Annotated in this window: 20 protein-coding genes and 2 tRNA genes; 12 read left to right on the forward strand and 10 right to left on the reverse strand. The window is 44.2% G+C overall.

Annotated features, from left to right (window positions below; genetic code table 11):
• The first annotated feature begins 276 nt into the window (after positions 1-276).
• Positions 277-353 (forward strand) — tRNA-Pro (locus IQP38_RS12920).
• A 186-nt stretch (positions 354-539) separates the two neighbouring features.
• Here the strand turns inward: IQP38_RS12920 and IQP38_RS12925 are convergent.
• Positions 540-923, reverse strand: coding sequence for a hypothetical protein (locus IQP38_RS12925; RefSeq protein WP_005384085.1), 384 nt, complete (start codon positions 921-923; stop codon positions 540-542).
• A gap of 152 nt (positions 924-1,075) precedes the next feature.
• Positions 1,076-1,948 (reverse strand): TraB/GumN family protein, encoded by an 873-nt coding sequence (locus IQP38_RS12930; RefSeq protein ID WP_064353689.1) that lies wholly within the window; start codon positions 1,946-1,948, stop codon positions 1,076-1,078.
• Between the two features lie 494 nt (positions 1,949-2,442).
• Here IQP38_RS12930 and IQP38_RS12935 point away from each other — a divergent pair, with 494 nt between their 5' ends.
• Together IQP38_RS12935 and IQP38_RS12940 are read left to right on the forward strand one after the other, a co-directional pair.
• On the forward strand, positions 2,443-5,094 hold the full coding sequence (locus IQP38_RS12935) for a beta-N-acetylhexosaminidase (RefSeq protein WP_193837643.1): 2,652 nt from the start codon (positions 2,443-2,445) through the stop codon (positions 5,092-5,094).
• A 438-nt stretch (positions 5,095-5,532) separates the two neighbouring features.
• A complete protein-coding gene (locus IQP38_RS12940) occupies positions 5,533-6,231 on the forward strand; it encodes an oligogalacturonate-specific porin KdgM family protein (RefSeq protein WP_193837644.1) in 699 nt (232 codons plus the stop codon).
• 65 nt (positions 6,232-6,296) lie between these two features.
• Here IQP38_RS12940 and IQP38_RS12945 read toward each other — a convergent pair whose 3' ends face one another.
• Both IQP38_RS12945 and IQP38_RS12950 read right to left on the reverse strand, forming a co-directional pair.
• Positions 6,297-6,746 (reverse strand): DUF411 domain-containing protein, encoded by a 450-nt coding sequence (locus IQP38_RS12945; RefSeq protein WP_005382005.1) that lies wholly within the window; start codon positions 6,744-6,746, stop codon positions 6,297-6,299.
• 21 nt (positions 6,747-6,767) lie between these two features.
• Positions 6,768-9,464 (reverse strand): heavy metal translocating P-type ATPase, encoded by a 2,697-nt coding sequence (locus tag IQP38_RS12950; protein WP_193837645.1) that lies wholly within the window; start codon positions 9,462-9,464, stop codon positions 6,768-6,770.
• 478 nt (positions 9,465-9,942) lie between these two features.
• Here IQP38_RS12950 and chiP point away from each other — a divergent pair, with 478 nt between their 5' ends.
• From chiP to IQP38_RS12970, 4 genes are all read left to right on the forward strand, one after another.
• Positions 9,943-11,064: a chitoporin gene (gene chiP, locus IQP38_RS12955; RefSeq protein WP_017819978.1), complete on the forward strand. Its 1,122-nt coding sequence runs from the start codon at positions 9,943-9,945 to the stop codon at positions 11,062-11,064.
• A 123-nt stretch (positions 11,065-11,187) separates the two neighbouring features.
• A complete protein-coding gene (locus IQP38_RS12960) occupies positions 11,188-11,784 on the forward strand; it encodes a DUF2057 domain-containing protein (RefSeq protein ID WP_193837646.1) in 597 nt (198 codons plus the stop codon).
• A 177-nt stretch (positions 11,785-11,961) separates the two neighbouring features.
• Positions 11,962-13,389 carry a glutamate--tRNA ligase gene (gltX, locus tag IQP38_RS12965; RefSeq protein ID WP_005384075.1) on the forward strand — a complete coding sequence of 476 codons (1,428 nt, stop codon included), beginning with the start codon at positions 11,962-11,964 and terminating at the stop codon, positions 13,387-13,389.
• A 641-nt stretch (positions 13,390-14,030) separates the two neighbouring features.
• Positions 14,031-14,993: an OmpA family protein gene (locus tag IQP38_RS12970; RefSeq protein ID WP_005382010.1), complete on the forward strand. Its 963-nt coding sequence runs from the start codon at positions 14,031-14,033 to the stop codon at positions 14,991-14,993.
• Between the two features lie 115 nt (positions 14,994-15,108).
• Here the strand turns inward: IQP38_RS12970 and IQP38_RS12975 are convergent, their stop codons facing one another.
• From IQP38_RS12975 to IQP38_RS12985, 3 genes are all read right to left on the reverse strand, one after another.
• The gene (locus IQP38_RS12975) at positions 15,109-15,615 is read right to left on the reverse strand and encodes a hypothetical protein (RefSeq protein WP_005382011.1); all 507 of its coding nucleotides are present in this window, start codon (positions 15,613-15,615) and stop codon (positions 15,109-15,111) included.
• 279 nt (positions 15,616-15,894) lie between these two features.
• Positions 15,895-15,971, reverse strand: a tRNA-Arg gene (locus IQP38_RS12980).
• A gap of 175 nt (positions 15,972-16,146) precedes the next feature.
• Positions 16,147-17,280 carry a flagellar assembly protein FlgT gene (locus IQP38_RS12985; protein WP_005382012.1) on the reverse strand — a complete coding sequence of 378 codons (1,134 nt, stop codon included), beginning with the start codon at positions 17,278-17,280 and terminating at the stop codon, positions 16,147-16,149.
• A gap of 169 nt (positions 17,281-17,449) precedes the next feature.
• Between IQP38_RS12985 and IQP38_RS12990 the strand changes: the two genes are divergently transcribed.
• Both IQP38_RS12990 and flgP read left to right on the forward strand, forming a co-directional pair.
• Complete coding sequence (locus tag IQP38_RS12990; RefSeq protein ID WP_005382013.1) at positions 17,450-18,088, forward strand: FlgO family outer membrane protein; 639 nt, start codon at positions 17,450-17,452, stop codon at positions 18,086-18,088.
• Positions 18,089-18,097: 9 nt separating this feature from the next.
• Positions 18,098-18,529, forward strand: a complete 432-nt coding sequence (gene flgP / locus IQP38_RS12995; RefSeq protein ID WP_005382014.1) for a flagellar assembly lipoprotein FlgP — start codon at positions 18,098-18,100, stop codon at positions 18,527-18,529.
• Positions 18,530-18,631: 102 nt separating this feature from the next.
• Here the strand turns inward: flgP and IQP38_RS13000 are convergent, their stop codons facing one another.
• From IQP38_RS13000 to flgA, 3 genes are all read right to left on the reverse strand, one after another.
• Complete coding sequence (locus IQP38_RS13000; protein WP_005382015.1) at positions 18,632-19,057, reverse strand: flagella synthesis protein FlgN; 426 nt, start codon at positions 19,055-19,057, stop codon at positions 18,632-18,634.
• A 27-nt stretch (positions 19,058-19,084) separates the two neighbouring features.
• On the reverse strand, positions 19,085-19,399 hold the full coding sequence (gene flgM, locus IQP38_RS13005) for a flagellar biosynthesis anti-sigma factor FlgM (protein ID WP_017819976.1): 315 nt from the start codon (positions 19,397-19,399) through the stop codon (positions 19,085-19,087).
• 116 nt (positions 19,400-19,515) lie between these two features.
• Entirely contained in the window at positions 19,516-20,262 is a 747-nt protein-coding gene (gene flgA / locus IQP38_RS13010; protein WP_005382020.1) for a flagellar basal body P-ring formation chaperone FlgA, read from the reverse strand.
• A 76-nt stretch (positions 20,263-20,338) separates the two neighbouring features.
• Here flgA and IQP38_RS13015 point away from each other — a divergent pair, with 76 nt between their 5' ends.
• The 3 genes from IQP38_RS13015 (at position 20,339) to flgB (ending at position 22,803) form a co-directional block, all read left to right on the forward strand.
• A complete protein-coding gene (locus IQP38_RS13015) occupies positions 20,339-21,265 on the forward strand; it encodes a chemotaxis protein CheV (RefSeq protein WP_005382022.1) in 927 nt (308 codons plus the stop codon).
• A gap of 11 nt (positions 21,266-21,276) precedes the next feature.
• Entirely contained in the window at positions 21,277-22,104 is an 828-nt protein-coding gene (locus IQP38_RS13020) for a CheR family methyltransferase (RefSeq protein WP_005382024.1), read from the forward strand.
• A gap of 303 nt (positions 22,105-22,407) precedes the next feature.
• Positions 22,408-22,803, forward strand: a complete 396-nt coding sequence (flgB, locus tag IQP38_RS13025) for a flagellar basal body rod protein FlgB (protein ID WP_005382026.1) — start codon at positions 22,408-22,410, stop codon at positions 22,801-22,803.
• Positions 22,804-22,806 lie beyond the last annotated feature (3 nt).

Consider the following 22,806-nt stretch of genomic DNA (forward strand, 5'->3'; position numbering starts at 1 on the left):
TCAAGCCAAAAGTCCATACGTTTCCTCCAAGATGTTCCCGACAGGAATAAACTAAATGGCGGTGTCTTGTTGCACACTGATCTGGATCAATTATGTTGCTAAGGTTAATAAACTGTATTTTGTTGTGAGTTATCAGTCACATTTTACGTGCTAGTGTTCAGTTATTCATCAAACGAATTAAGACCTAAGGTTTTTTTGTAAAAAGCACTTGCGCCACAGTTCAGAATCCGTAATATACGCATTCGTTGACGGGGACAATTCCTCAGTTAAACATCTCGGTGAATAGCGCAGCTTGGTAGCGCATCTGGTTTGGGACCAGAGGGTCGGGGGTTCGAATCCCTCTTCACCGACCACTTTTAGAAAGCCTGCTCAATGAGCAGGCTTTCGTCGTTTTTAGCGCTAGTAATTTTAGACTTCAATAGTATCGAATCAAATTGGGGTTCGCCTGATGTTCGAATATGGCACTTCACCGACACGTATTGAGAGGAAGGCTCTACAGAAATGTAGGGCCTTTTCATTTTTTAGAGTGAGTAAATTTATTACTTGATGTCACACGAGATAGTATTGATAGGAGTTTCAGAAGTAGTGAAGCAGACATAAGCGGTCTTTGGGTGATTTGGACCAATCTTGACGTAACCCGCTTTTAAATCGTCTTCATCAAACGTTACTGAGTGAGATTTGCTTGTATTTCCATCATAGTAAACCGCTTCAAAGCCTTGGTTCATCATATGTGCAACGCGATTTCGAGTGTGGGCTGTTGAAAACGTGATGTTCGCGCAACGCATCATTGGTTTTTCGGTAATAAGAAATTGACCACTCTCTTTATCTAAAACACCGCCTTTTACTTCCGGAGTTATATCAATAGCTTGAAAAGCTTCTACGTTGCATGGCGGTTTAGCATAAGACAGCGAAGAAGTGAGCATAATTCCAATCGTGTATAGGAATAAATATTTAAATTTCATATGAGTTGTTTTGTATCCACTTAGCTTAACGGCGTTTTATAAGAAAGTTTGAATGAATTTTTAAATGGTTGTATTTAAATAATTGTATTTAAATGGCATTTTTCACACAATCACTAGATATCACAATTTGCTTGGCGCGTCTTACCCAGTGGTTTGATGTTAAATCCCCGATTTTTAAGCAGTTCAATCAGGTTATCTTTACCTACTAAATGCAAGCCACCAACAACAACGGTGAAGCGACCCGATTGTTGAGGTAGAACACTGCCAGTGTCGAGTTTTTTAGCCCAATCTCGATTACGCTCGTATAAAAAGGCTTGGTTAAACTCTTCTGTTGTATGATCGGTCAAAGAGGCTTCGACCAACATGCTACCATCACCACTCTTCCAACTCTCTATCAAGCATTGAACCAACTCTTCTCCGCCATCATATTCTTCAATTGACGAGAGAAGTATCTCTTTACCGCCTTCTGATTGACCTGCGATTAAATCGATTTGGAATTGCACTGACTCTAGTGGAATGACCGGGATTTGCTTTTTATCAGCGAGTCCTATTAGGTGCATGTCGACCCCTTTATCAGAGACATACCCCAGTTTGTTGACTAAAGCGAGTTGGATGGTGAATGCAGCCATCCAAGGTGGGGAATTTAGGAGTTGAGTTTCTGGCAAACCTAAATCTTGGGCAATTTCAATTAAGTGGCGACGTTGAGCTCTGTCTAAAACATCTTTAGAAAGAATGGTTGTTTGTGGGTAAACCAAGCCTTCAGAATTCCTGACGTCTGCTTCAATAATCAACCCTGCGCTTTGGCTTAAATACTGGATGACCGTTCTAGGGAGTGGGTACATCGTTTTATCCCCCACATGTACCGAGCCAATAATCATAAGTTCGGTTTCCCCTTTTTTCGCTAACCAATGCTGTGGCTCTGCATAAGATGAAAAAGGCGTTAAAGTAACAAGTAGAGATGATATGAGCGTCAAGAGACGAAACATAGAATGGTCCTCAGATAAGATACCTTGAAACTTTATACGCAAAATAGCGTGAGGTTAAGTGCAATTTCTCCAGTGGTGTATTCGACAAAATCGTCATTTATAAAAATATTGACGAGTTTTGACGACGAATAAATGAGAGTCACTTCACGAAAGGTAAATAGGTAATTCGCTTACTAATGGTTCACAAAATAATTAGGCGTGATCCAAATCTTACAAAATCAGTCGTAACTCATGAATATAAGTGACCTAGATCGCAGCAAACTCGTCAAAACAAGTTGTTCGATTTTGACGTGTATTGTAACTCCATGAAAATTAGGTTTTTATTGTTTTTGCTGAGTGTCATTTTTTGAGCTGGATCACTTCCTATTTCTATTTATTTTACGCTTAGAAATAACAGGTTGTATGTTGAATGTAACGGTTAGGTACCTCGCATTTGAGGGGCCGAGATTTTTATCATTGTCGTTTTGAACCACTGACTTTTTTGGGGAAGTAAGATGTTTAAACCTAGTCTGATTGCTATTTCTGTTATCACTACATTAGCAGGTTGCGCTGCGCTGCAAAGCTCTGAACAACAAGTTGTAAATTCGTTGGCTAATAATCTTGATATTCAATACCAAGTGTTGACTAACCACGGCGCAAACGAAGGTCTTGCTTGTCAGGGCTTAGGGGCTGAGTGGGCGTCTTGTAACAAGGTAAACATGACGTTGGTTAACCAAGGAGAAGCGGTTGACTCAAAAGATTGGGCTATTTACTTCCACAGCATTCGTCTGATTCTGGATGTTGAAAACGAACAGTTCAAAATCTCTCGCGTAACGGGTGACCTACACAAACTAGAACCGACAGATAAGTTTGATGGTTTTGCTGCGGGTGAAGAGGTTGTGCTTCCTCTTGTTGCTGAATACTGGCAGCTATTTGAAACTGACTTCATGCCAGGCGCGTTCGTTGCTGCACCAAATGCAGAGCCTAAGATGATTGCTTCTCTTAACACAGAAGACGTTGCATCTTTCGTGACTGGCCTTGAGGGGAACAACCTAAAACGTACGCCAGATGACAACAACGTATTTGCAAACGCTGTGTCTCGTTTCGAGAAGAACGAAGACCTAGTAAAACAAGACGTATCAACCACGTTACTACCAACGCCACTGTCTGTTGAAGCAGGTAAAGGTACCGTAGATATCGCGGCGGGTATCGCGCTGCCTAAAGACGCATTCGATGCGACTCAATACGCAGCAATTCAAGATCGTGCAGAAGTGGTAGGTGTGGATGTTCGTGGTGATCTTCCTGTAAGCATCACTGTTGTTCCTGCAGACTTCACCGGTGAATTAGCAAAATCTGGTGCTTACGAAATGAGCATCAAAGGCGACGGTATTGCGATTAAAGCGTTTGACCAAGCAGGTGCTTTCTACGCAGTACAATCTATCTTTGGCCTGGTAGATAGCCAAAATGCTGATTCTCTACCACAACTGTCTATTAAAGATGCGCCTCGTTTTGATTACCGTGGTGTGATGGTGGACGTGGCTCGTAACTTCCACTCTAAAGACGCGATTCTTGCAACGCTTGACCAAATGGCCGCGTACAAGATGAACAAACTACACCTTCACCTAACGGATGATGAAGGCTGGCGTTTAGAAATCCCGGGTCTGCCTGAGCTGACTGAAGTGGGTGCTAACCGTTGTTTCGATTTGGAAGAGAAAAGCTGTTTACTGCCTCAGCTTGGCTCAGGTGCAACGACAGACAACTTTGGTTCTGGCTTCTTCAGCAAAGCAGACTACGTGGACATCTTGAAGTACGCGAAAGCGCGTAACATCGAAGTGATTCCTGAAATCGATATGCCAGCACACGCTCGTGCAGCAGTGGTATCAATGGAAGCACGTTACGACCGTCTAATGGAAGAAGGTAAAGAAGCAGAAGCAAACGAGTACCGCCTGATGGATCCTCAAGATACATCGAACGTAACGACGGTTCAGTTCTACAATAAGCAAAGCTTCATCAACCCATGTATGGAATCTTCAACTCGCTTTGTTGATAAAGTGATTTCAGAAGTAGCAGCAATGCACCAAGAAGCGGGCACGCCGCTAACAACATGGCACTTTGGTGGTGACGAAGCGAAGAACATCAAGCTAGGCGCTGGTCTGCAAGACATCAACGCAGAAGACAAAGTAAGCTGGAAGGGTAACATTGATTTGTCTAAGCAAGACAAGCCATTCGCACAGTCACCACAATGTCAGACGCTAATTGCAGACGGTACGGTAAGCGATTTTGCTCATCTACCAAGCCACTTTGCAGAAGAAGTGTCGAAGATGGTGGCAGAGAAAGGCATTCCAAACTTCCAAGCTTGGCAAGATGGCCTTAAGTACAGTGAAGGTGAGAAAGCGTTCGCAACAGAAAACACACGTGTTAACTTCTGGGACGTTCTTTACTGGGGTGGCACATCATCAGTGTACGAATGGTCTAAGAAAGGTTACGACGTTATCGTTTCTAACCCAGACTACGTATACATGGACATGCCGTACGAAGTTGACCCGAAAGAGCGTGGTTACTACTGGGCGACGCGTGCAACAGATACTCGTAAGATGTTTGGTTTTGCACCAGAGAACATGCCTCAGAACGCAGAAACCTCTGTAGACCGCGATGGTAACGGCTTCACTGGTAAAGGTGAAATCAAAGCGAAACCTTTCTATGGTCTATCAGCACAGCTGTGGTCTGAGACAGTACGTAACGACGAGCAATACGAGTACATGGTATTCCCTCGCGTACTGGCAGCCGCTGAACGTGCATGGCACCGTGCTGATTGGGAAAACGACTACAAAGTGGGTGTTGAATACTCGCAAAACTCTAACCTAGTAAACAAAGCTGCGCTAAACCAAGACTACAACCGCTTTGCGAACCTACTTGGCCAACGCGAACTGGCTAAGCTAGAAAAAGCGGGTATCGACTACCGCCTACCTGTACCAGGCGCGAAAGTTGAAGAGGGTAAACTGGCAATGAACGTTCAGTTCCCGGGTGTGAAGCTTCAATACTCTCTAGACGGCAAGAACTGGCTAACTTACGCAGATAATGCTCGTCCAAATGTGAAAGGTGAAGTGTTTATCCGTTCTGTGTCAGCAACCGGTGAGAAAGCAAGTCGAGTGACCAGCGTGAAATAACTCGATTCTTGTAAGTTAATTTTTTGGCAAAGCCTCAACATCATGTTGGGGCTTTCTTTATTTTTTGAGGAAATTAAGCGTGATCGATGTCTAATTATTTTTCATTGATAAATAAGTTTTTGGTTGTAATGGTCAAGGTTATTGTGAACTGGATCGACTTAATCTGCTAAATATCAATAAACAACCTGTTTATGATCACACTTCTATTTTTTGAATAATTTTATAAAAATACAATAAGTGCCTGTATTTCCGATGTTTTTATCAGGGTTGTTGAGCTCGGTTTGAACAAGATCACTTTTTAAAATGTTTTATTTTCCATCGCGAATTAATTAAAACAATATTGCGAACGCCAAGGAGGCACATTCCAAAGTTTGCGATAAAAGGGAAGAGATGCCCTCTAAAACTATCGCATAACGTGAATAAATAAAGGCAGTAATTATGAAAAACATTTTTGCACTGAGTGCTCTTTCTCTCGCTTTCGCTTCTAGCGCTTTTGCTGGTTCTTCTTACGTAACAGGTAATGTTCAATTCCACGATGATGGTCGAATTCATGGTTCGGACGTTACGTCTACACTGGAAGCTGGTCATACTTTTGATAACCAATTCGGCGGCTTTACGGTTTACACCGAATTTGATGGTATTCAGTTGGGTAAACTGGAAACAGAAAACGGTGGCGCAGGTAACACAACACCAGCAATCACTGTGGGTGGTGAGCAGTCATTTAATATTACCGATCATTTATGGGTTGCCGCGGGTTACCAACACCTGTTCTCTGCTGGCGAGAATGTACAGTACCGTCCATTGGTTAAGATCGGTTACAACTTCGATAACGGCATCTCCTTAAGTAACCGTACTCGTGCGCACATTGATGCGACAGACGCAGACGCAGATGCGGATACAGATTACCGCATGGACAACCGCATCGGTTACGTGATGAATGAGGATGTGACGCTAAGCTACAACAACGTCTACATGATTGAAGCGGAAACCATGGACCACGAGCTTCGTGCAACGTGGACTCGTAAAGGTGTTCAACCTTACTTTGAGTTCCGTAGTCAAGCACACGGTGCAGAAAACGCGAGTGGTGACAGCCTAGTGAATAACGCTTTTGTATTTGGTGCCTCTTACGGCTTCTAATTTTATATTTGTCTTAACTGTCCATTAAGAAAAAGCCCAGCGGTTTATCTCGCTGGGCTTTGTTTTTATTGGTCGTTGCCTTCGTGGTGGCTATATTCGAACACTTGGCCTTTTTCGTTAAAGGCGTAAACGGTGTAGCTGTCTTTTTTGTCGCCATATTCCATACCAGGGGAGCCCATTGGCATGCCTGGTACTGATAGGCCTTTTGCGTTACGTGGTGGATTTTTCAAAAACGCTTTAATGTCTTCGGCTGGAATGTGACCTTCAAACAGATAGCCGTTGATCTCTGCCGTGTGGCAAGAGTAAAGCTGTTCATTCTTGATGCCTAGATCGCGTTTGATGGCGTTCATGTCATCGTGCAATTTTTCTTCGACCGTAAAGCCGTTCTCTTCCATGTGTTTTGTCCATTCTCCACAACAGCCACAGTATGGCGATTTATGGTTAATGACATCGGCTGCCAATACGTTGGCGGACACGGTCGCAAGCATTGCAAAGGTCAATAGTTTCAACTTCATAATACCCTCAAAAAGAAGTGGTTATTTTACTGAAAACAGTCGTAGTCGATTTGCATTACTAACGACAGTAATTGAAGACAGTGCCATTGCCGCTCCTGCGACAACAGGACTGAGCAAAAATCCAAACGCTGGGTAAAGCACACCAGCGGCAACTGGAATACCCAACGAGTTGTAAACAAAGGCACCAAATAGGTTTTGCTTCATGTTTTTAAGTGTAGCGCGAGAGAGTTCAATCGCATGTACTACCGCCATTGGTGACGTGTTCAGGATGGTCATTTGCGAACTTTCAATGGCGACATCACTGCCGCTACCCATGGCAATACCTAGGTTGGATAACGCGAGAGCAGGGGCGTCGTTAATGCCATCCCCCACCATTGCCACGACATGTCCTTGAGATTGAAGTTGCTCAATGTGCTGAGCTTTCTCATCTGGCATTACTTGGGCAATCACTTCATCAATACCAAGTTCTTGGCCGATAGTATTGGCAACGTGTTGGTTATCGCCCGTCAGCATTACCGTTTTGATGCCTTGCGATTTTAATGCAGAGAGCGCTTGCTTCGCATCTGATTTGATCGGGTCGGCAATGGCGATCAGACCGATCAGTTCGCCGTTCAATGCCACAGCTACCGGAGTCCACGCATTTTTTGCGCATTCATCGATGGCAGGTTTTAGTGCGCTGGTCTCGACGTTCTCTGCTTGCATAAATTGAAGCGAACCAATGAGTAGCGGTTTATCTTGATACGTCGCCCAAATGCCGCGCCCGCGAACGTTCTCAAACTTGTCTAATGAGACATCCTTTGCGTCGTGTCGTTTGGCGTAATCACATACCGCTTTTGCCAGTGGGTGCTCAGACTGACGCTCTGCCGCATACGCTAAAGCCAATAGATCTTCTTGGCTGGTGGCGTGAGTAAACACTTTCTGAACGCTAGGTTTACCTTGGGTAAGCGTGCCAGTTTTGTCGAACACAACCGTGTCGACTTTGCTTGCCAATTGCAGGGCGTCGGCGTCTTTGATTAGAATGCCGAGCTCTGCGGCTTTACCCACTCCCACCGTGACAGAAAGCGGGGTTGCTAAGCCTAGAGCGCAAGGGCAGGCGATGATCAGGACGGTTGTGGTGACCACCAGCATATAACTCGCTTTTGGCTCTGGGCCAACGGCAAACCAAACGAGCGCGGCCAGTATTGCTATGCCAACAACGACAGGGACAAACACCGATGAAATCTGGTCTGCCAGTTTCGCGATGGCAGGCTTACTGCTTTGCGCTGTGCGCACCATGCGGATGATACGAGCCAGCATGGTATTTGCGCCAATACCCGTTGCCTCAATGACTAATCCACCATCGGTATTTAATGTCCCGGCAGACACTTGAGCCTCTTGTGCTTTTAATACTGGTACTGGTTCACCAGTGAGCATCGACTCATCAATGTATGATTCACCTTGAATCACAACGCCATCAACAGGCACTTTCTCGCCTGGTTTGATACGCAGTTTCATGCCTAACGTGATTTGCTCAACCGCGATTTTTTGGTCGCCTTGTTCCGTAATTACCGTAGCTTGCTGAGGTTGCAGGTTAATCAACGCTTGTAAGGAACGTGTTGTGTTTGCTTTGGCTTTTGCTTCTATATAGTGACCAAGAGAAATTAAGCCGATGATCATTGCACTCGCTTCAAAGTACACGTGGCGTGAAGCAAGAGGGAACCAGTCTGGGAAAATCACCACAAGCATCGAATAGAGCCACGCTGCGCCAGTACCGAGCGCGACTAACGTGTCCATGGTGGCGCGCTTGTGAGTAGCTGCTAACCAAGCGTTACTGAAGAAGTGTTTCCCTGCTGTGGCAAGAAGGAGTAAACATACGATACCGATCGCGCCCCAAGCTAATTGGTCGTTGGTGTTGCGAATCATCATATTGCCGCCAGCTACGCCCCAAATCATTAAAGGGGCACCGACGACAAGGCCAGCAATAGCATCCAGTTTAAAGCGTTTTTGTTGCTGACGTTGTTGCTGTGCTTGCTTTTCTTGCTGGGTTGCGGCGTCTTGTAGGATCTCTGCTTGGTAACCGGCTTGTTTTACCGATTCAACAATTGCGTTAAGGAGGTCATCAGAGTCTTGGCTTGCGAATATTAGTGCGCTTTGTTCTGCAAGGTTGACCTGTGCTTTCTCAACGCCTTCTACGTTAGTAAGTGCTTTCTCTACTGAAGATACGCAACTCGCACACGTCATGCCTTGAATCAGCATTTGCAATTGAATACTCGCTGGTGGCACCTGCGTATCTTTAATATTGCTTTGCTGTTCTACCTGTTCGGTCTCTGGTGAGCTTTCGTTCTCTACTTCAACAGAATCAAGGTTGGCGGTATAGCCGAGTGTTGCTATTAAGTCGATCACTTGTTGCTCGGAGAGGAGGGTACGAATCTCTAAGTGCGTTGTTGAAGCCTCAAAAGAAATAACGTCTTGATTAGATTCTAATAAAGATGAAAGTTTTTTGACGCAACCGCCACAGCTTAAGCCTGAAAGGTTTAGTTCGTAGTGATTTCCTGCTTGGTAACCAAGAGATTCAATCGACGAGACGAGCTCTTTAAGAGAAGACTCGGTTTTGACCTCTACTTGCGTCGGGGACAAATTGAGGATCTCCACATCGTGATTTGCATGTAAAGCCTTCTCAACTTTTCTCGCACAGCCCATGCAGTTGAGCCCTGATAAAGGTATAACTAACTGATACATAATCTGCACCTCAATAGTAGTGATGCCATGAGCTTAAACCTTCCTGCAAGGGTAAGGTCAATACCCATTTGCTACTCACAACAATTTCGTCAAAATCTCTCGAATCCCACAAGTGCACGGTCATTTTACTTGCGAGTGATCTCAAGGTTTTTTCTCTTTGAATATAAAGTTCCGTTAAAACACCTAAAAGATGAATGAAGTCGCTCACGTTTTTTAGATACTCTCAATGTCAGTTCAGTGTCAAAACGTACTTTTAACGTTTTTTATTTTTTATATTTGATGTTAAGTAATTGTTTTTTATTATTTTATTTTATTTTTGATCTTCTCATTTTGAAGTCGCTCAGATTGCTGTAGGGAAAGTTTTTTAGTGCGAAAAAAGTTTGTCATATTTGCCCCGTCCAAACACTGTTTCAAGTTCCTGCCATGTCCTAGTTAGTGAATTTGAAAATGGAAAAAACTAAAAATATAGGGGTTTATAATGTCTTACCTAAAGAAAAGCCTACTTGCCACGGCAATTACCGGCATGATGTTCAGTGGTGTTGCATTTGCTGATGGTGCAAACAGTGACGCAGCAAAAGAGTTTCTAACCAAAGATTCATTTTCTTATGAAGTTTACGGGATCATCGCGATGCAGGCCGCGTACCGCGATTACGATTCTGGCAGCAAAGCAACGGACGATGATTTGGGTGGCATGCAGCTAAACAACGAATCTCGTATTGGTTTCCGTGGTAAAAAACAATTTGCTAACTTCGACCCTACTTTTATTTGGCAAATCGAAGGCGGTTATGTAGACCCTAGCTTTGGTGGCGAGGGCGCAGGTCTTGGTGAACGTGACACATTCGTCGGTTTTGAAAGTGCATCTTGGGGTCAAATTCGTCTGGGTCGCGTTTTGACACCTATGTACGAATTGGTTGACTGGCCAGCATCTAACCCTGGTCTCGGCGATGTATACGACTGGGGTGGTGCTATTGGAGGCGCCAAGTACCAAGACCGTCAATCAAACACTATCCGCTGGGACTCTCCAATGTTTGCTGACAAATTCTCCCTAGATATCGCAGCTGGTGCAGGTGATAAAGCAGGTCTAGGTGAAGGGGATGACTACTGGGGTGGTATTGCAGCACACTACAAAATTGGTCCTATCCAGTTAGATGCGGCATATGAAGGTAACCGTAATATAAAGATGGAAAGCCAAACGTGGGAAAACAACACGTACTTGGTAGGGGCACAAGGCTGGTTTGATAACGGGATCTCTTTCTTTGCGCAATACAAATACATGGAAGCGGACGCAAGCAATGGTGTGAGTGAAAAGCAAGATGCAATGTCTGCCGCTATCATGTACACCACGGGTGATTGGCAATACAAACTGGCTTACGCCGCTAACTTTGATCTCGAGCGTGATGGTAAGAAAATTAACGATACAGCGGACGATGTGTTATCAGCACAAGTTATGTATTTCGTAGACCCATCGGCAGTGCTGTACGTACGTGCTCGTACTCTAGACTTTGGCGACGGTGCGTCTCAATTAGATAAACCAACAGAAGCACGTTGGAAGTCTGCTGACTACGACGAGTTCTCTGTAGGTGTTGAATACTACTTCTAACTAAAGAAGCAACTAAAAGGGCGGAAACGCCCTTTTTATCTTGATACTTATTCAAATAAGCCTTTGAAATGACTGGCCTGTAAATTTTAGAGGCTTATCTAAATTGGTATAAAGTGAGAAACCATGATGAAAAAAACAACGACACTTCTCGGACTTTGCGCAATGCTTTCTGCGCCTGCTTTTGCTGCTCAACTGACTCTGCAAGCTGAACTGGTTCCTCGCGTTCTCAACGGTGAGTTCGTGTACCCTGAGTGGATTTCCAAAAATAACAGCATCGAGTTAAAGGATGGGGAAAACCAATTGGCGGTAACGGTTGGACAAATCGTATTTGAAGATGGAAAGCGCCGTAAATTCGATTCGCAGCCGCTGGTATTAGAGTTTGATGCAGAAAAAGACACCGAGCTTTCTCTGACTTATCAAACATTCCGTACTATTGAAGAGGCGAGAGCCTTCGAACTCGATCCTAAAGTGGTATTGAAAGACAAAAACGGAAAAGAAGTGGCATTCTCTATGGTTCAACTTCGTAAAGGTGGTTTGCAAGGTTTTCGTGATTATGAACGAGAAGTTGCCGACTATAATAACGCAATGAATAAAGAATCGACTAAGGCAAGCATTGCGTCTTCTCCAGCGGAAACCAAAACAATCAAAGCATCGTTTAATGAATTGAGCCGTGAAGAGCAGCAAGAATTTATGCAATGGGCAATGCGTAACCTGAAGTAATTTCGTCTCGTGCTTTAACAGTAAATAGCAGGGCTGTGCCTTTTTGGTTCTGCCCTGTTTTTATTTCTGTTGTCAAACCGATTGTAGAATTGACTTACGGTGGTAAAATGTCGCCACTTTTATCCTTGACATTACAACGAGAGATCTCTCGTTGCTCATTACCCCTAAGGAACTCAAATGACGGTTAAAACTCGTTTTGCTCCTAGCCCAACTGGCTATCTACACGTTGGTGGTGCGCGTACTGCACTTTACTCTTGGCTATACGCTAAAAACCAAGGTGGTGAATTCGTTCTACGTATCGAAGATACAGACCTTGAGCGTAACTCTCAGGAAGCGGTTGATGCAATTCTTGAAGGCATGGAATGGCTAGGCTTGGAGTGGGATGAAGGTCCTTACTACCAAACTCAACGTTTTGACCGTTATAACGAAATGGTTGATAAGCTTCTTGCTGAAGACAAAGCTTACAAATGTTACGCGTCTAAAGAGCTGCTAGATGAAATCCGTGCAGAGCAAGAAGCAAATAAAGAAATGCCTCGCTACGATGCTAACCATCCAAAAATCAAAGCAGCAAACGAAGCGGCAAAAGATGGCGATCCATGTGTTATCCGTTTCCGTAACCCGAAAGAAGGCAGCGTAGTATTTGATGATCAAATCCGTGGTCGCATTGAAATCCGCAACGATCAAATGGATGACCTAATCATTCGTCGTACTGACGGTTCACCTACTTACAACTTCTGTGTAGTAGTGGATGACTGGGACATGGGTATCACTCACGTTGTTCGTGGCGAAGACCACATCAACAACACCCCTCGTCAAATCAACATCTACGAAGCACTAGGTGCGCCAGTACCTACATTTGCACACTGTGCAATGATCCTGGGTGATGACGGCGCGAAACTGTCTAAACGTCACGGCGCTGTATCAGTCATGCAATACCGCGATATGGGTTACCTGCCTGCGGCACTAAACAACTACCTAGTGCGCCTTGGTTGGTCTCATGGTGACCAAGAAATCTTCTCTCAAGAAGAGATGATCAATCTATTTAGCCTAAACGCAGTATCTAAGTCAGCGTCTGCTTTTAACACTGATAAACTGCAATGGTTGAACAACCACTACATCAAGAACTCAGACCCTGCGTACGTTGCTGAGCATCTACAATGGCATCTAGATCAACAAAAACTAGACGTAACGAATGGTCCTGCTATCACTGACGTGATCAAGCTAGTGGGTGAGCGTTGCAACACGCTAGTTGAGCTAGCTGAGCAAATCCGTTACTTCTATGAAGATTTCTCTGAGTTTGAAGCGGGCGCAGCGAAGAAACATCTACGTGGCGTGGCTAAAGAGCCTCTAGAACTTGCATTAGCGAAAGTGGAAGCACTAACTGAGTGGACGACAGCTAACATCAAAGATGGCGTTATCGCAGCAGTATGTGAAGAGTTGGAAATCGGCATGGGCAAAATCGGTATGCCATTACGTGTTGCTGTAACAGGAGGCGGTCAGTCTCCTTCTGTCGATGCAGTCATGGAGCTGGTTGGAAAAGAGCGTTGTATTGCTCGCATTAAGATGGCGCTTGAGTTCATTGCTGAGCGTGAAGCAAACGCATAATTGCTTTGAACTGAACGTTCTTTTGAATAAATAGTCACAAAGCCGCGGTGAGCAACCGCGGCTTTTTTGTATCTTCAATTTAGATAACGAGAAACTTTCTCTCATATTGGTGAATGAAGAGATGGTTTCACCTGTAATTTACCTCAATATGGATAAGATTTTTTAATCCAAATATCGTTGGCATGAATAAAAAACGAGCGATTATATATCAAATATCTGATTGATTTTTATCCATGTTCCTTAAAGTTCCATTTTGTTTGTCTCATTTTTAAGAAAAAACCTTTGCTTTAGCTATGTTGTTTCAAAAAATAAAGCAAACGTTTGCGTCGTGATTGCGTGGGGATTTTTTTGCTTAAGATCACATGTTGTCGAGATTTTTGATGACAATAAATTGACAGAATTGGGATTTTTCTCGCGATTTCTTAGCGTTATAGTTCATCCCGTCAGCGATACCGAGATGGCGATATGTATCACTGAACAGGAAATGTACGTAAGTTGCTTCCATAAAAAAAATGCATGTGCATAAAAAGAAGCTGACTAAGTATCTCACTCAAGGAATGAATAAAAAGAATTGAAATACAACGTCAGTCAGACGGCGCATTTCGGCATCTAACAAAAGAACTTCTTTAGAGGAATCAATAATGAAAAAATTAGCAGCGGTAATTTCAGCGTCTCTACTTATGGCTTCAGCAGCACAAGCAGAAGTATACGTTGGTGGTAAGATGGGTAAGTCATGGATGGAAGACGCGTGTGTAGCGGGCCAGGCTTGTGACAAAGACGATTCTACTCTTGGCGCTTTTGTTGGTTACGAAATGAATAAATACTTCGCAGTAGAAGCGGGTTTCGACAACATCGGTGATTTTAACCAAACTTCTTTCGGTGGCCACGTAGAAGCAATCACTCTTGCTCCTAAATTTAGCCTACCAATCACTGAAGACATCGCACTTTACGGTAAAGTGGGTGGCGCTTACGTAATGTTTGATGGCAAAGATGATTACTCTTACCTAGGCGCAGCTGGTCTTGAATTCAACCTAAGCCAAAACGTAACAGCTCGTGCGGAATACCAAACACTGACTGACATCAGCAACGATGTAACTCGTGCGACAGGTAACACTGCAACACTAGGTGTTTCTTTCAAATTCGGCGGCAACGATGAGCCAGTAATCGTAGAAGAGCCAGTTGTTGTTGAAGAAGTGGTTGTAGAAGAAGTGGTAGAAGAGCCAGTTGTAGTTACGAAAACATTCGAAACTCAAACAATTGGCACAGGTAGCTTCGATCTAAACAGCACAACTCTAAAACCAGAGAGCGCTGCAAAACTTGATAACCTAGTTGCTTTCCTAAACGAGCACCCACAAGCGAACGTTGAAGTTGTAGGTTACACAGATACGTCTGGTCCAGCAGCTTACAACCTAAAAGTTTCTGAAAAACGTGCTGAGTCTGTTGCTAACGCACTCGTTGAAAAAGGTATTGATTCATCACGTATCCAAGCTCGTGGCGAAGGTGAAAACAACCCAATCGCTTCAAACGACACTCGTGAAGGTCGTCAACAAAACCGTCGCGTAGAAGTCGTTGTTCCAGAATTTGAATACCAAGTTCAGCAATAAGCTCCTATTCGACCGTAGTATAGAAGACTGAAGCTGAAAGCCCCAAAGAGTTCGCTCTTTGGGGCTTTTTATTTCTCTTCAAAAAACTGACTGAAATGTTCAAAGTGGCCAGGTATTACTTAAGATCAATGCTGTTTAAACGCCCCATAAATGTCAGGATCTCCAAGTTATCTTTATGTGCTTCTAACAACGCTTTTTTGGTTTGCATGTAGGCGGCAAGTTTGCCGTACTTACTAATAGAGCGAACCACCGTTTTATATTTATACTCGCCGTCATCATTGAACTCTCGCCACTTGGCGATGTAACACGTATCTCGGTTGTCAGGGTTTTCAAGAGTAGGGTTAGGCTTGTGAACGATTTTAGGCTCAACGCTATGTGGAAGCCTAGTCATTAGGTAAGGGTCTTTCAAAAGACGTCGCCAGAATTTGCCCCACATTTGCCGGCCTAACTCGTTTCTCAGCTTAATGGCTTTTTGTAAGCCTTTCTTTTCTCCAATACGAACAAATCCTACCGAGCGGTGTAGTACCGTATCCTCGGGGGTATGGATATGTATCTTAAAGGCTGTCTTGCCTTTAGAAATAAAGCGGTGTCCAGTGTTAGTTATTAAATTGCTCTTAGACATAGTGCTAACTAATAATTTTATTAATAGCTAAAAGGGTAAGCAAAACTCATAGATAATTAAAGTAATAAAATACAAAACTGTAAATAGGGCTTGTTGAAATGATTTCAAGGGGAAGAAGTCAGATCAGTAGAAGGGTTTATCCCGTAACCGAAACACCCGATCCGATCATATTGATTACTGGGAAGATTATCTAACACGGTGTACTAGGGGGAGCAGTGCGAGGCTTGAAATTGAAGATACAAAAAAGCCTTAGCTCAAGTGGGAGCTAAGGCTATGATATGGCGCCCCCAGTAGGATTCGAACCTACGACCTGTCCCTTAGGAGGGGACTGCGCTATCCAGCTGTGCCATGGGGGCGTAATACCAATAGTTGCAGTTCATTGCACTGTTTTACTGAGTTCAAATCTAGCAATCTACCAGATCTGTATCAGCATCACGTTGAACGATTCGCTACGGTCATTGGTATAATCAAATAAGATGCGCTGCCTATGATATTCAAAAGTGAGCATATCTCAAGACTTAATGTTTGCTTTTATAGGATCTTGTTCATTACGTCGCCAATTTGAACGCTAGATGCTAAATTTGGCTGATCAATCGTCAGTTCCGCTTCGTGTTCGTATATGCGTGATACCGTTAATGTAATTTCGCTTTGCGAGACTTTGTTTCTTGGCAATCCATTTTGGTCGATAAACGACGCGGTGTGCCAAAGCTGCAATTTGTCTCCCTCTTTTACGCCGTGCATACGGCCGAGATCCATCGTTACGGTATTACCGAAGACTGCCACAACCTCTGGCAGTGTAATTTTGCAAGATAGCTCCGACTCCAGATCCAACATAATATTGCGACTAACGCGAAGCATCATCTCGCCATAGGTCGATGCCCAAAAACGTGCACTACGAGTGTCCACTTGACTCGTCTTAGCAAATGGCCAACGCGCGACCTCACGGTAGGCTTTGTTGAAGATTTCATGGCCAGTTTTACCATCAAATACTTTCATTTCTAACGCAAACTGACGATTGATGATGTCATCTTGCAATAGTTGAGATTCGACCGTTGCAGTGAGATCGGTGATGACCCCTCCAATGATGTATTGTGCGCCATTGTCTTGCGCGATCATTTGAGTGCGAGCAGGATAGTTGCTGCTTATTGAGTAGTCCGTTGTACCAACAGACACAAAGCTGCGTGAGGTTTGATCAAGTTGACGGTTCACTACGTGGCTAAAATCGTCACCAACTTGATAAATTTGTCCCATCACTGCTTGTTGTGGTGATGCGACCTCAATATTGCCGACCAGCATTGTCTTTTTGTATTGATCGGTGTGGCAACCCGTTGCCGATGGATAAATATCAACGCGGATTTTTACCTCGACTTTACCGCGACGTTTGCGTTCAGATTCGACCAAAATGTAACGGACTTCATGATTGGTAAACTGGTATTCGTTGCGGCTTTCTTCTAACAGCGGCATCAAGTTGCTAATACTGCCAATATCTGCGCCCGAAAAATTGACGGCTTTGAACAGCGCGTCTTCCAACGCATGGAGCCTTGCCGTCTCTTCTGAAGAAACGATGGTGGCAACGCCTGTGACTTCATACCAAGATGCCATTACCTTAAAAGGCACAAGCATCACTAAAGTGATTGAAAACAGACTGTTTAATATTTTTTTCATTGGTTACAACCGTTCGGGTATAAATATTGCTTTAACAAATTCAGTGAAGTTTGGTGGGTTTTTCTTCGTTAGGCAAACAAAGAAAAGCAAAGACTGTTCCAATATTCACTTTCTTGGAAAGGAATTAATAAAGAACGGTATCACCTAAGATTATCTGGAGAATCAAACCATGAAAAAGTGGCTTGTCGCCGCATCGATGATGACGCTTCTGACATCGTGCGCGTACTCACCGATTTACAATGGTAAAGAACCGTACTCGGGAAGCCAGTTCATGCTGATGGATAGTCCGCGTCATACGATGGACTTTTTCATTGAGAGCATGACAGAAGACCTGATGGTTTCTAATGTGGCAGTATCAGCGCGGACACCGATTGCGATTACCTCGTTTGTTGATCTACAAAATATGGATGCAACAAACTGGTTAGGTAACTCGGTCTCTGAAGGTTTTATCCATCAGTTTCAGCGCCGAGGGTTTAAAGTGGTTGATTTCAAAACTACGGGCTCTATTCAAGTGACGCAGCAGGGCGATTTTGCTTTAAGTCGTGATTGGCAAGATTTAGCTCAAGAGCAGCAAATTCAGTATGTACTGACCGGAACAATGCTGCGCCAAGAGGGCGGAGTGCTTGTCAATGCACGCGTGGTTGGCATGCAAAGCCGTGTAGTTGTAGCGACAGCGCAAGGTTTCCTTCCGGCTGACCGTATTGGGCGTGACTTAGATACGTTAAATAGCATCCGCACACAAGATGGTGTGTTGATTCGTTCTGACCCTACTATTCGTCAGCCGTACACTGTGATTCTCCGTCCATAGGATAGAAGCATGAAGAAGTTATTATTTATTGTTGCCACACTGATATTGGTTGGGTGTCAGCCATTACAACAGATGCGTCAAGATGAAATCTTAGTGGCGGTGGGTTATGCCAGCGTCAGTGAGCAAACAGGCCGCACAGTTGAAGAAAAGCGTGTACGAGCAATGCGCGCATCAAAAATTGATGCTTATCGTGAGCTAGCAGAGCAAGTTTATGGCATGCGTGTTAGTGGACGTGCAGAGCTGCAAGACCAGCGTTTGGGTATTGAAAGCACCACTGGTGCCGTCGATGGTGTAATTCGTGGTGCAGAAGTTGTGCGTAGTTATCTTGTTGAAGACAGTTATGTGACTGAGCTGCGCCTGGATATCCGTAAGATGGATAAGCTACGTGATTATGGAGAAGTTCAGCAGGTGCCTGAGAAGCGTCAGCAAACCTTGTTTTAAACCATTTCACTAGACAGATAATCTTTTTGAGCGGCTGATTGGTAACAATGAGTCGCTTTTTTATATCTACGTGAGCGCGGGAATTGAGGGTAAGAGTGACGTTTAAGCTTTTATATTGGTGCCAAGCGTCGAGATGGTGTGGGTTTTTCCGCCCGCATTGTAGGTCATGCCAACTTTGCCATGAGTTCGCTGAAGCATGTTGTTGAGTTTATTGAAGCTCAGCTGTGCGCGACTAAGCGATTCGCCATTTACTTGGTTAACTTGTTGACAGTCGAGGACGATCGATTGGATCTGAGCAACAACCTGACTTAGGTGCTCATCTTCAGTAAGTTGATTGACGTGCGGGTGAGAGGCGATTCGCTGATCAGTTGTTCTGAGCTGATCAATGAGCGTCATCTTCTGTTTGGCAATGTTCTCAATCTCGGTAGAGACACGCGCCGTGATTGCTTGTGTTTCTTGGCGTAAAACAGCGGAAAGTGCCTTAGCATTTTCTAGCTGGAAATTAACGAGATCGACTAATGCTGCCATAAAACACTTACCTTCGGCCTAAGCCAGTTAGCTTTTTCCTTGCAATTCGTTTTCAAACTTAATCATGTTGTCAGCCAATTTTTCAGGATCGACTTTGTATGAACCGTTTGTGATAGCTTCTTTGATTGCTGCAACTTTGGCGCTGTCATATGCCGGAGAAGCTGCCATATCCTTCTGGAGTTTACTGACGGCTTTACTTTGCTGGCTGAGTGATACTGCGTCTTGTTGCGCTGGCGCCTTTTTTGATTCTGTCGTGCTGGTAGCATTGGAATCGTTACGTGTAGGAGCACGACTTGTTGTCGTCATCATTTGCCCTGAACGTATATTATCTATACCTGCCATGTTTAACCTTTGCCTTGTATCGTAATACTGGTATCCAGACTATCGACCAGCGCAAAAATAACTTTAGTCATTTTTTGCATTTTTATTGATCAGTTTAAACACGCTACCAGTGGGTATTAAAAATTAACAGTGATTTCCGCAATGTCAGTCACTATGCCTTCTATTATACGTTGTGACTTATCATTTTTCACTCTTACTTGATCGCCAGCTGAACCATCCTGCAATGCTGTGCCTTGCGTTGTGATCGTCATGCCAGAATTCACCGCTTTGATAATGACCTTTTCATTTCGGCATACCACACAAACATCATTTCTCTCTACGACATCGCCTAAACGAACATTACGCTTTAGCTTTGCCCCAACCACTTGATCGTAGCTAGAAAATCCATCTTTACGAAAGCGCTGTAGCTCGATCATGGAAGTGGTAACATCCGATGCGCTGACGATTTCTCCTCTCCCTAATGTTCGTGTCGCGACGATCATTGGTACTGATACCGAGATCCTCACAGGGACATAGACTTTCCAGTCATCCGGTTGGCATTCCACTAACACATTGATGTTACTTCTCGTGCTGCTGGTGGAAGAGGCAGATGTATCTAATGGAACAGGGCAATCCGTTGCTTTTATTCTCGAGTCGATCTCTGCCGCATTAACAGATAGCTCGCCACCATCAGGCTGATCAACCGTAGCAAGAATATGTTGTTCTGCTGCTGTTTTTATTTGCTCGATCTGATTATCTGAAGCTGAATGAACAAAAAAGCTAAACATACTGAGCAAAATGCCGATAGACTTAGCGTACTTTGTAATTAGCGCTCTACATATTGTCATAGTCAATGGTGTCGAAGTGAAAGTGAAATACGCCATACTGTCTCCCTGGTATCGTGCTTGCCAGTGGTAGAGTATCATTTAAAAACAAAAAGTTTGAGATGGAGATGAGCATATGACGGGGATTCTTGACTCGGTGAATCAGCGTACGCAACTCGTCGGTCAGAACCGATTGGAATTATTGACCTTTCGACTGATGGGCCGACAGCGCTACGGCATTAACGTATTCAAAGTGAAAGAAGTACTACAGTGCCCTAAGCTGACTTCAATGCCAAATCTACACCCTCTGGTTAAAGGTATCGCTCATATCCGCGGCCATACCGTGTCCGTTATTGATTTGAGCCTGGCAATTGGTGGCCGCCCAACCACTGATTTAGATAAATGTTTTGTTGTTATTGCAGAATTTAACCGTACGATCCAAGCATTTTTGGTATCATCGGTTGAGCGTATTATCAATATGCATTGGGAAGCGATTTTGCCACCGCCAGACGGTGCAGGTAAAGCGCACTACTTGACTGCCGTGACAAACATTGACAATGAGCTGGTTGAAATCCTTGACGTTGAAAAAATCCTGGCAGAAATTGCGCCAGTTGATGAAACGATGGATTCCGCTATTGGCGAAGAAATCGCACAAGCAGAACAAGAAAAGCCTATTGTACGCCGCATACTGATTGCTGATGACTCGACGGTCGCGCGTAAACAGGTAGAGCGTGCGATTACATCCATCGGTTTTGAGGTCGTATCTGTCAAAGACGGCAAAGAAGCGTACAATAAGTTGATTGAAATGGCTCAAGAAGGCAATATCTACGATCAAATTTCGTTGGTTATTTCCGATATTGAAATGCCAGAAATGGACGGCTATACCTTAACGGCTGAAATTCGCAGACATGCCGATTTGAAAGACCTTTATGTTATCCTCCATTCTTCATTAAGTGGTGTATTCAACCAAGCTATGGTTGAGCGTGTAGGTGCCAACACCTTCATTGCGAAATTTAACCCAGATGAGTTGGGTAACGCGGTTAAATCTGCATTAACACAATAAAAGAGACATTAATGACTGCTATTACAATCAGTGATCAAGAGTATCGTGACTTTAGCCGTTTTCTAGAATCGCAATGTGGCATCGTGTTAGGTGATAGCAAGCAATACCTCGTGCGTAGCCGACTGAGTCCTTTAGTGACGAAGTTTAAGCTCGCATCGTTATCAGATTTGCTACGTGATGTTGTTACAGGGCGTAATCGAGAATTACGAGTCGCCGCTGTGGATGCGATGACGACTAACGAAACCTTGTGGTTTCGAGATACTTATCCGTTCACGGTTTTAGCTGACAAATTATTGCCAGAAGTAGCGGCAAGCAAGCGCCCAATTAAGATCTGGTCTGCTGCCAGTTCATCGGGCCAAGAACCGTATTCTATTGCAATGACGATCCTGGAAACGCAACAGCGCAAGCCGGGCTTGTTACCAAACGTGTCCATTACAGCCACAGATATTTCGGCAAGTATGCTCGAGATGTGTCGTGCAGGGGTGTACGACAACTTGGCTTTGGGTCGCGGGCTTTCACCAGAACGTCGTCGCACCTTCTTTGAAAATGCGGACGGTGGTCGCATGAAAGTCAAAGATAACGTCAAGCGTTTGGTGAACTTTCGTCCACAAAACCTGATGGACAGTTACGCACTGATGGGTAAGTTCGACATCATTTTCTGTCGTAACGTATTGATTTACTTTTCTCCAGAAATGAAATCTAAAGTGCTTAACCAAATGGCGAGCAGTTTAAACCCTGGTGGTTACTTGCTGTTAGGGGCATCAGAGTCGCTAACTGGTCTGACTGATAAATTTGAAATGGTGCGCTGTAATCCGGGCATCATTTACAAGCTTAAATAGCGGTATCTCTTCATTGATAGAAAAGCCTGACTTCGTGTCAGGCTTTTTTGTTTGTTACCTTTCTGCGCCGAGCGCTTCATGTATCACTCAATTAGTTGAAGCGCGTTTTTGCCTTGTGCCCTCAACACGGTGTATCTTTATTAAGTGAGCAAAGTGATACGACATGACATTCCAGTTACTTTGGCTCACTTATTGCTATTTCAATTCACGGTAACCACTAGGTTGGTGTAATGCTTTAGGTTTTGGCATGCTAATTGCTTTTTGGTTATCAATCACGGTCAGTTCTTAATTGTAGAGGCAAACATGGCTATATCTTTTGACAATGCACTAGGCATCCACCAGCACACGGTGGGCGTACGTGAGCGCAATGCAGAGGTGATTTCCACCAACATCGCACAAGCAAACACGCCTGGTTACAAAGCAAGAGGTTTAGACTTTGCGAAGGAATTGCAAGCGGCAACATCTGGGGCAAGCATTGGTCTTAGTCGCACAGATGGTCGGCATATTCCTGCCACTACGACGTTGGTTGGGGACAAGTTATATCGTCTTCCTACGCAACCAGATACGGGAGATGGCAACACGGTAGACTTGGATTTAGAGCGTAACTTGTTTATGCAAAACCAAATCAGACACCAAGCATCACTCGACTTTCTAGGCAGCAAATTCAAGAACTTAACCAAAGCAATCAAAGGGGAATAATTT

It is taken from the genome of Vibrio sp. OPT41, assembly GCF_015163595.1.
GTDB classification, from domain to species: Bacteria; Pseudomonadota; Gammaproteobacteria; order Enterobacterales; family Vibrionaceae; genus Vibrio; species Vibrio alginolyticus.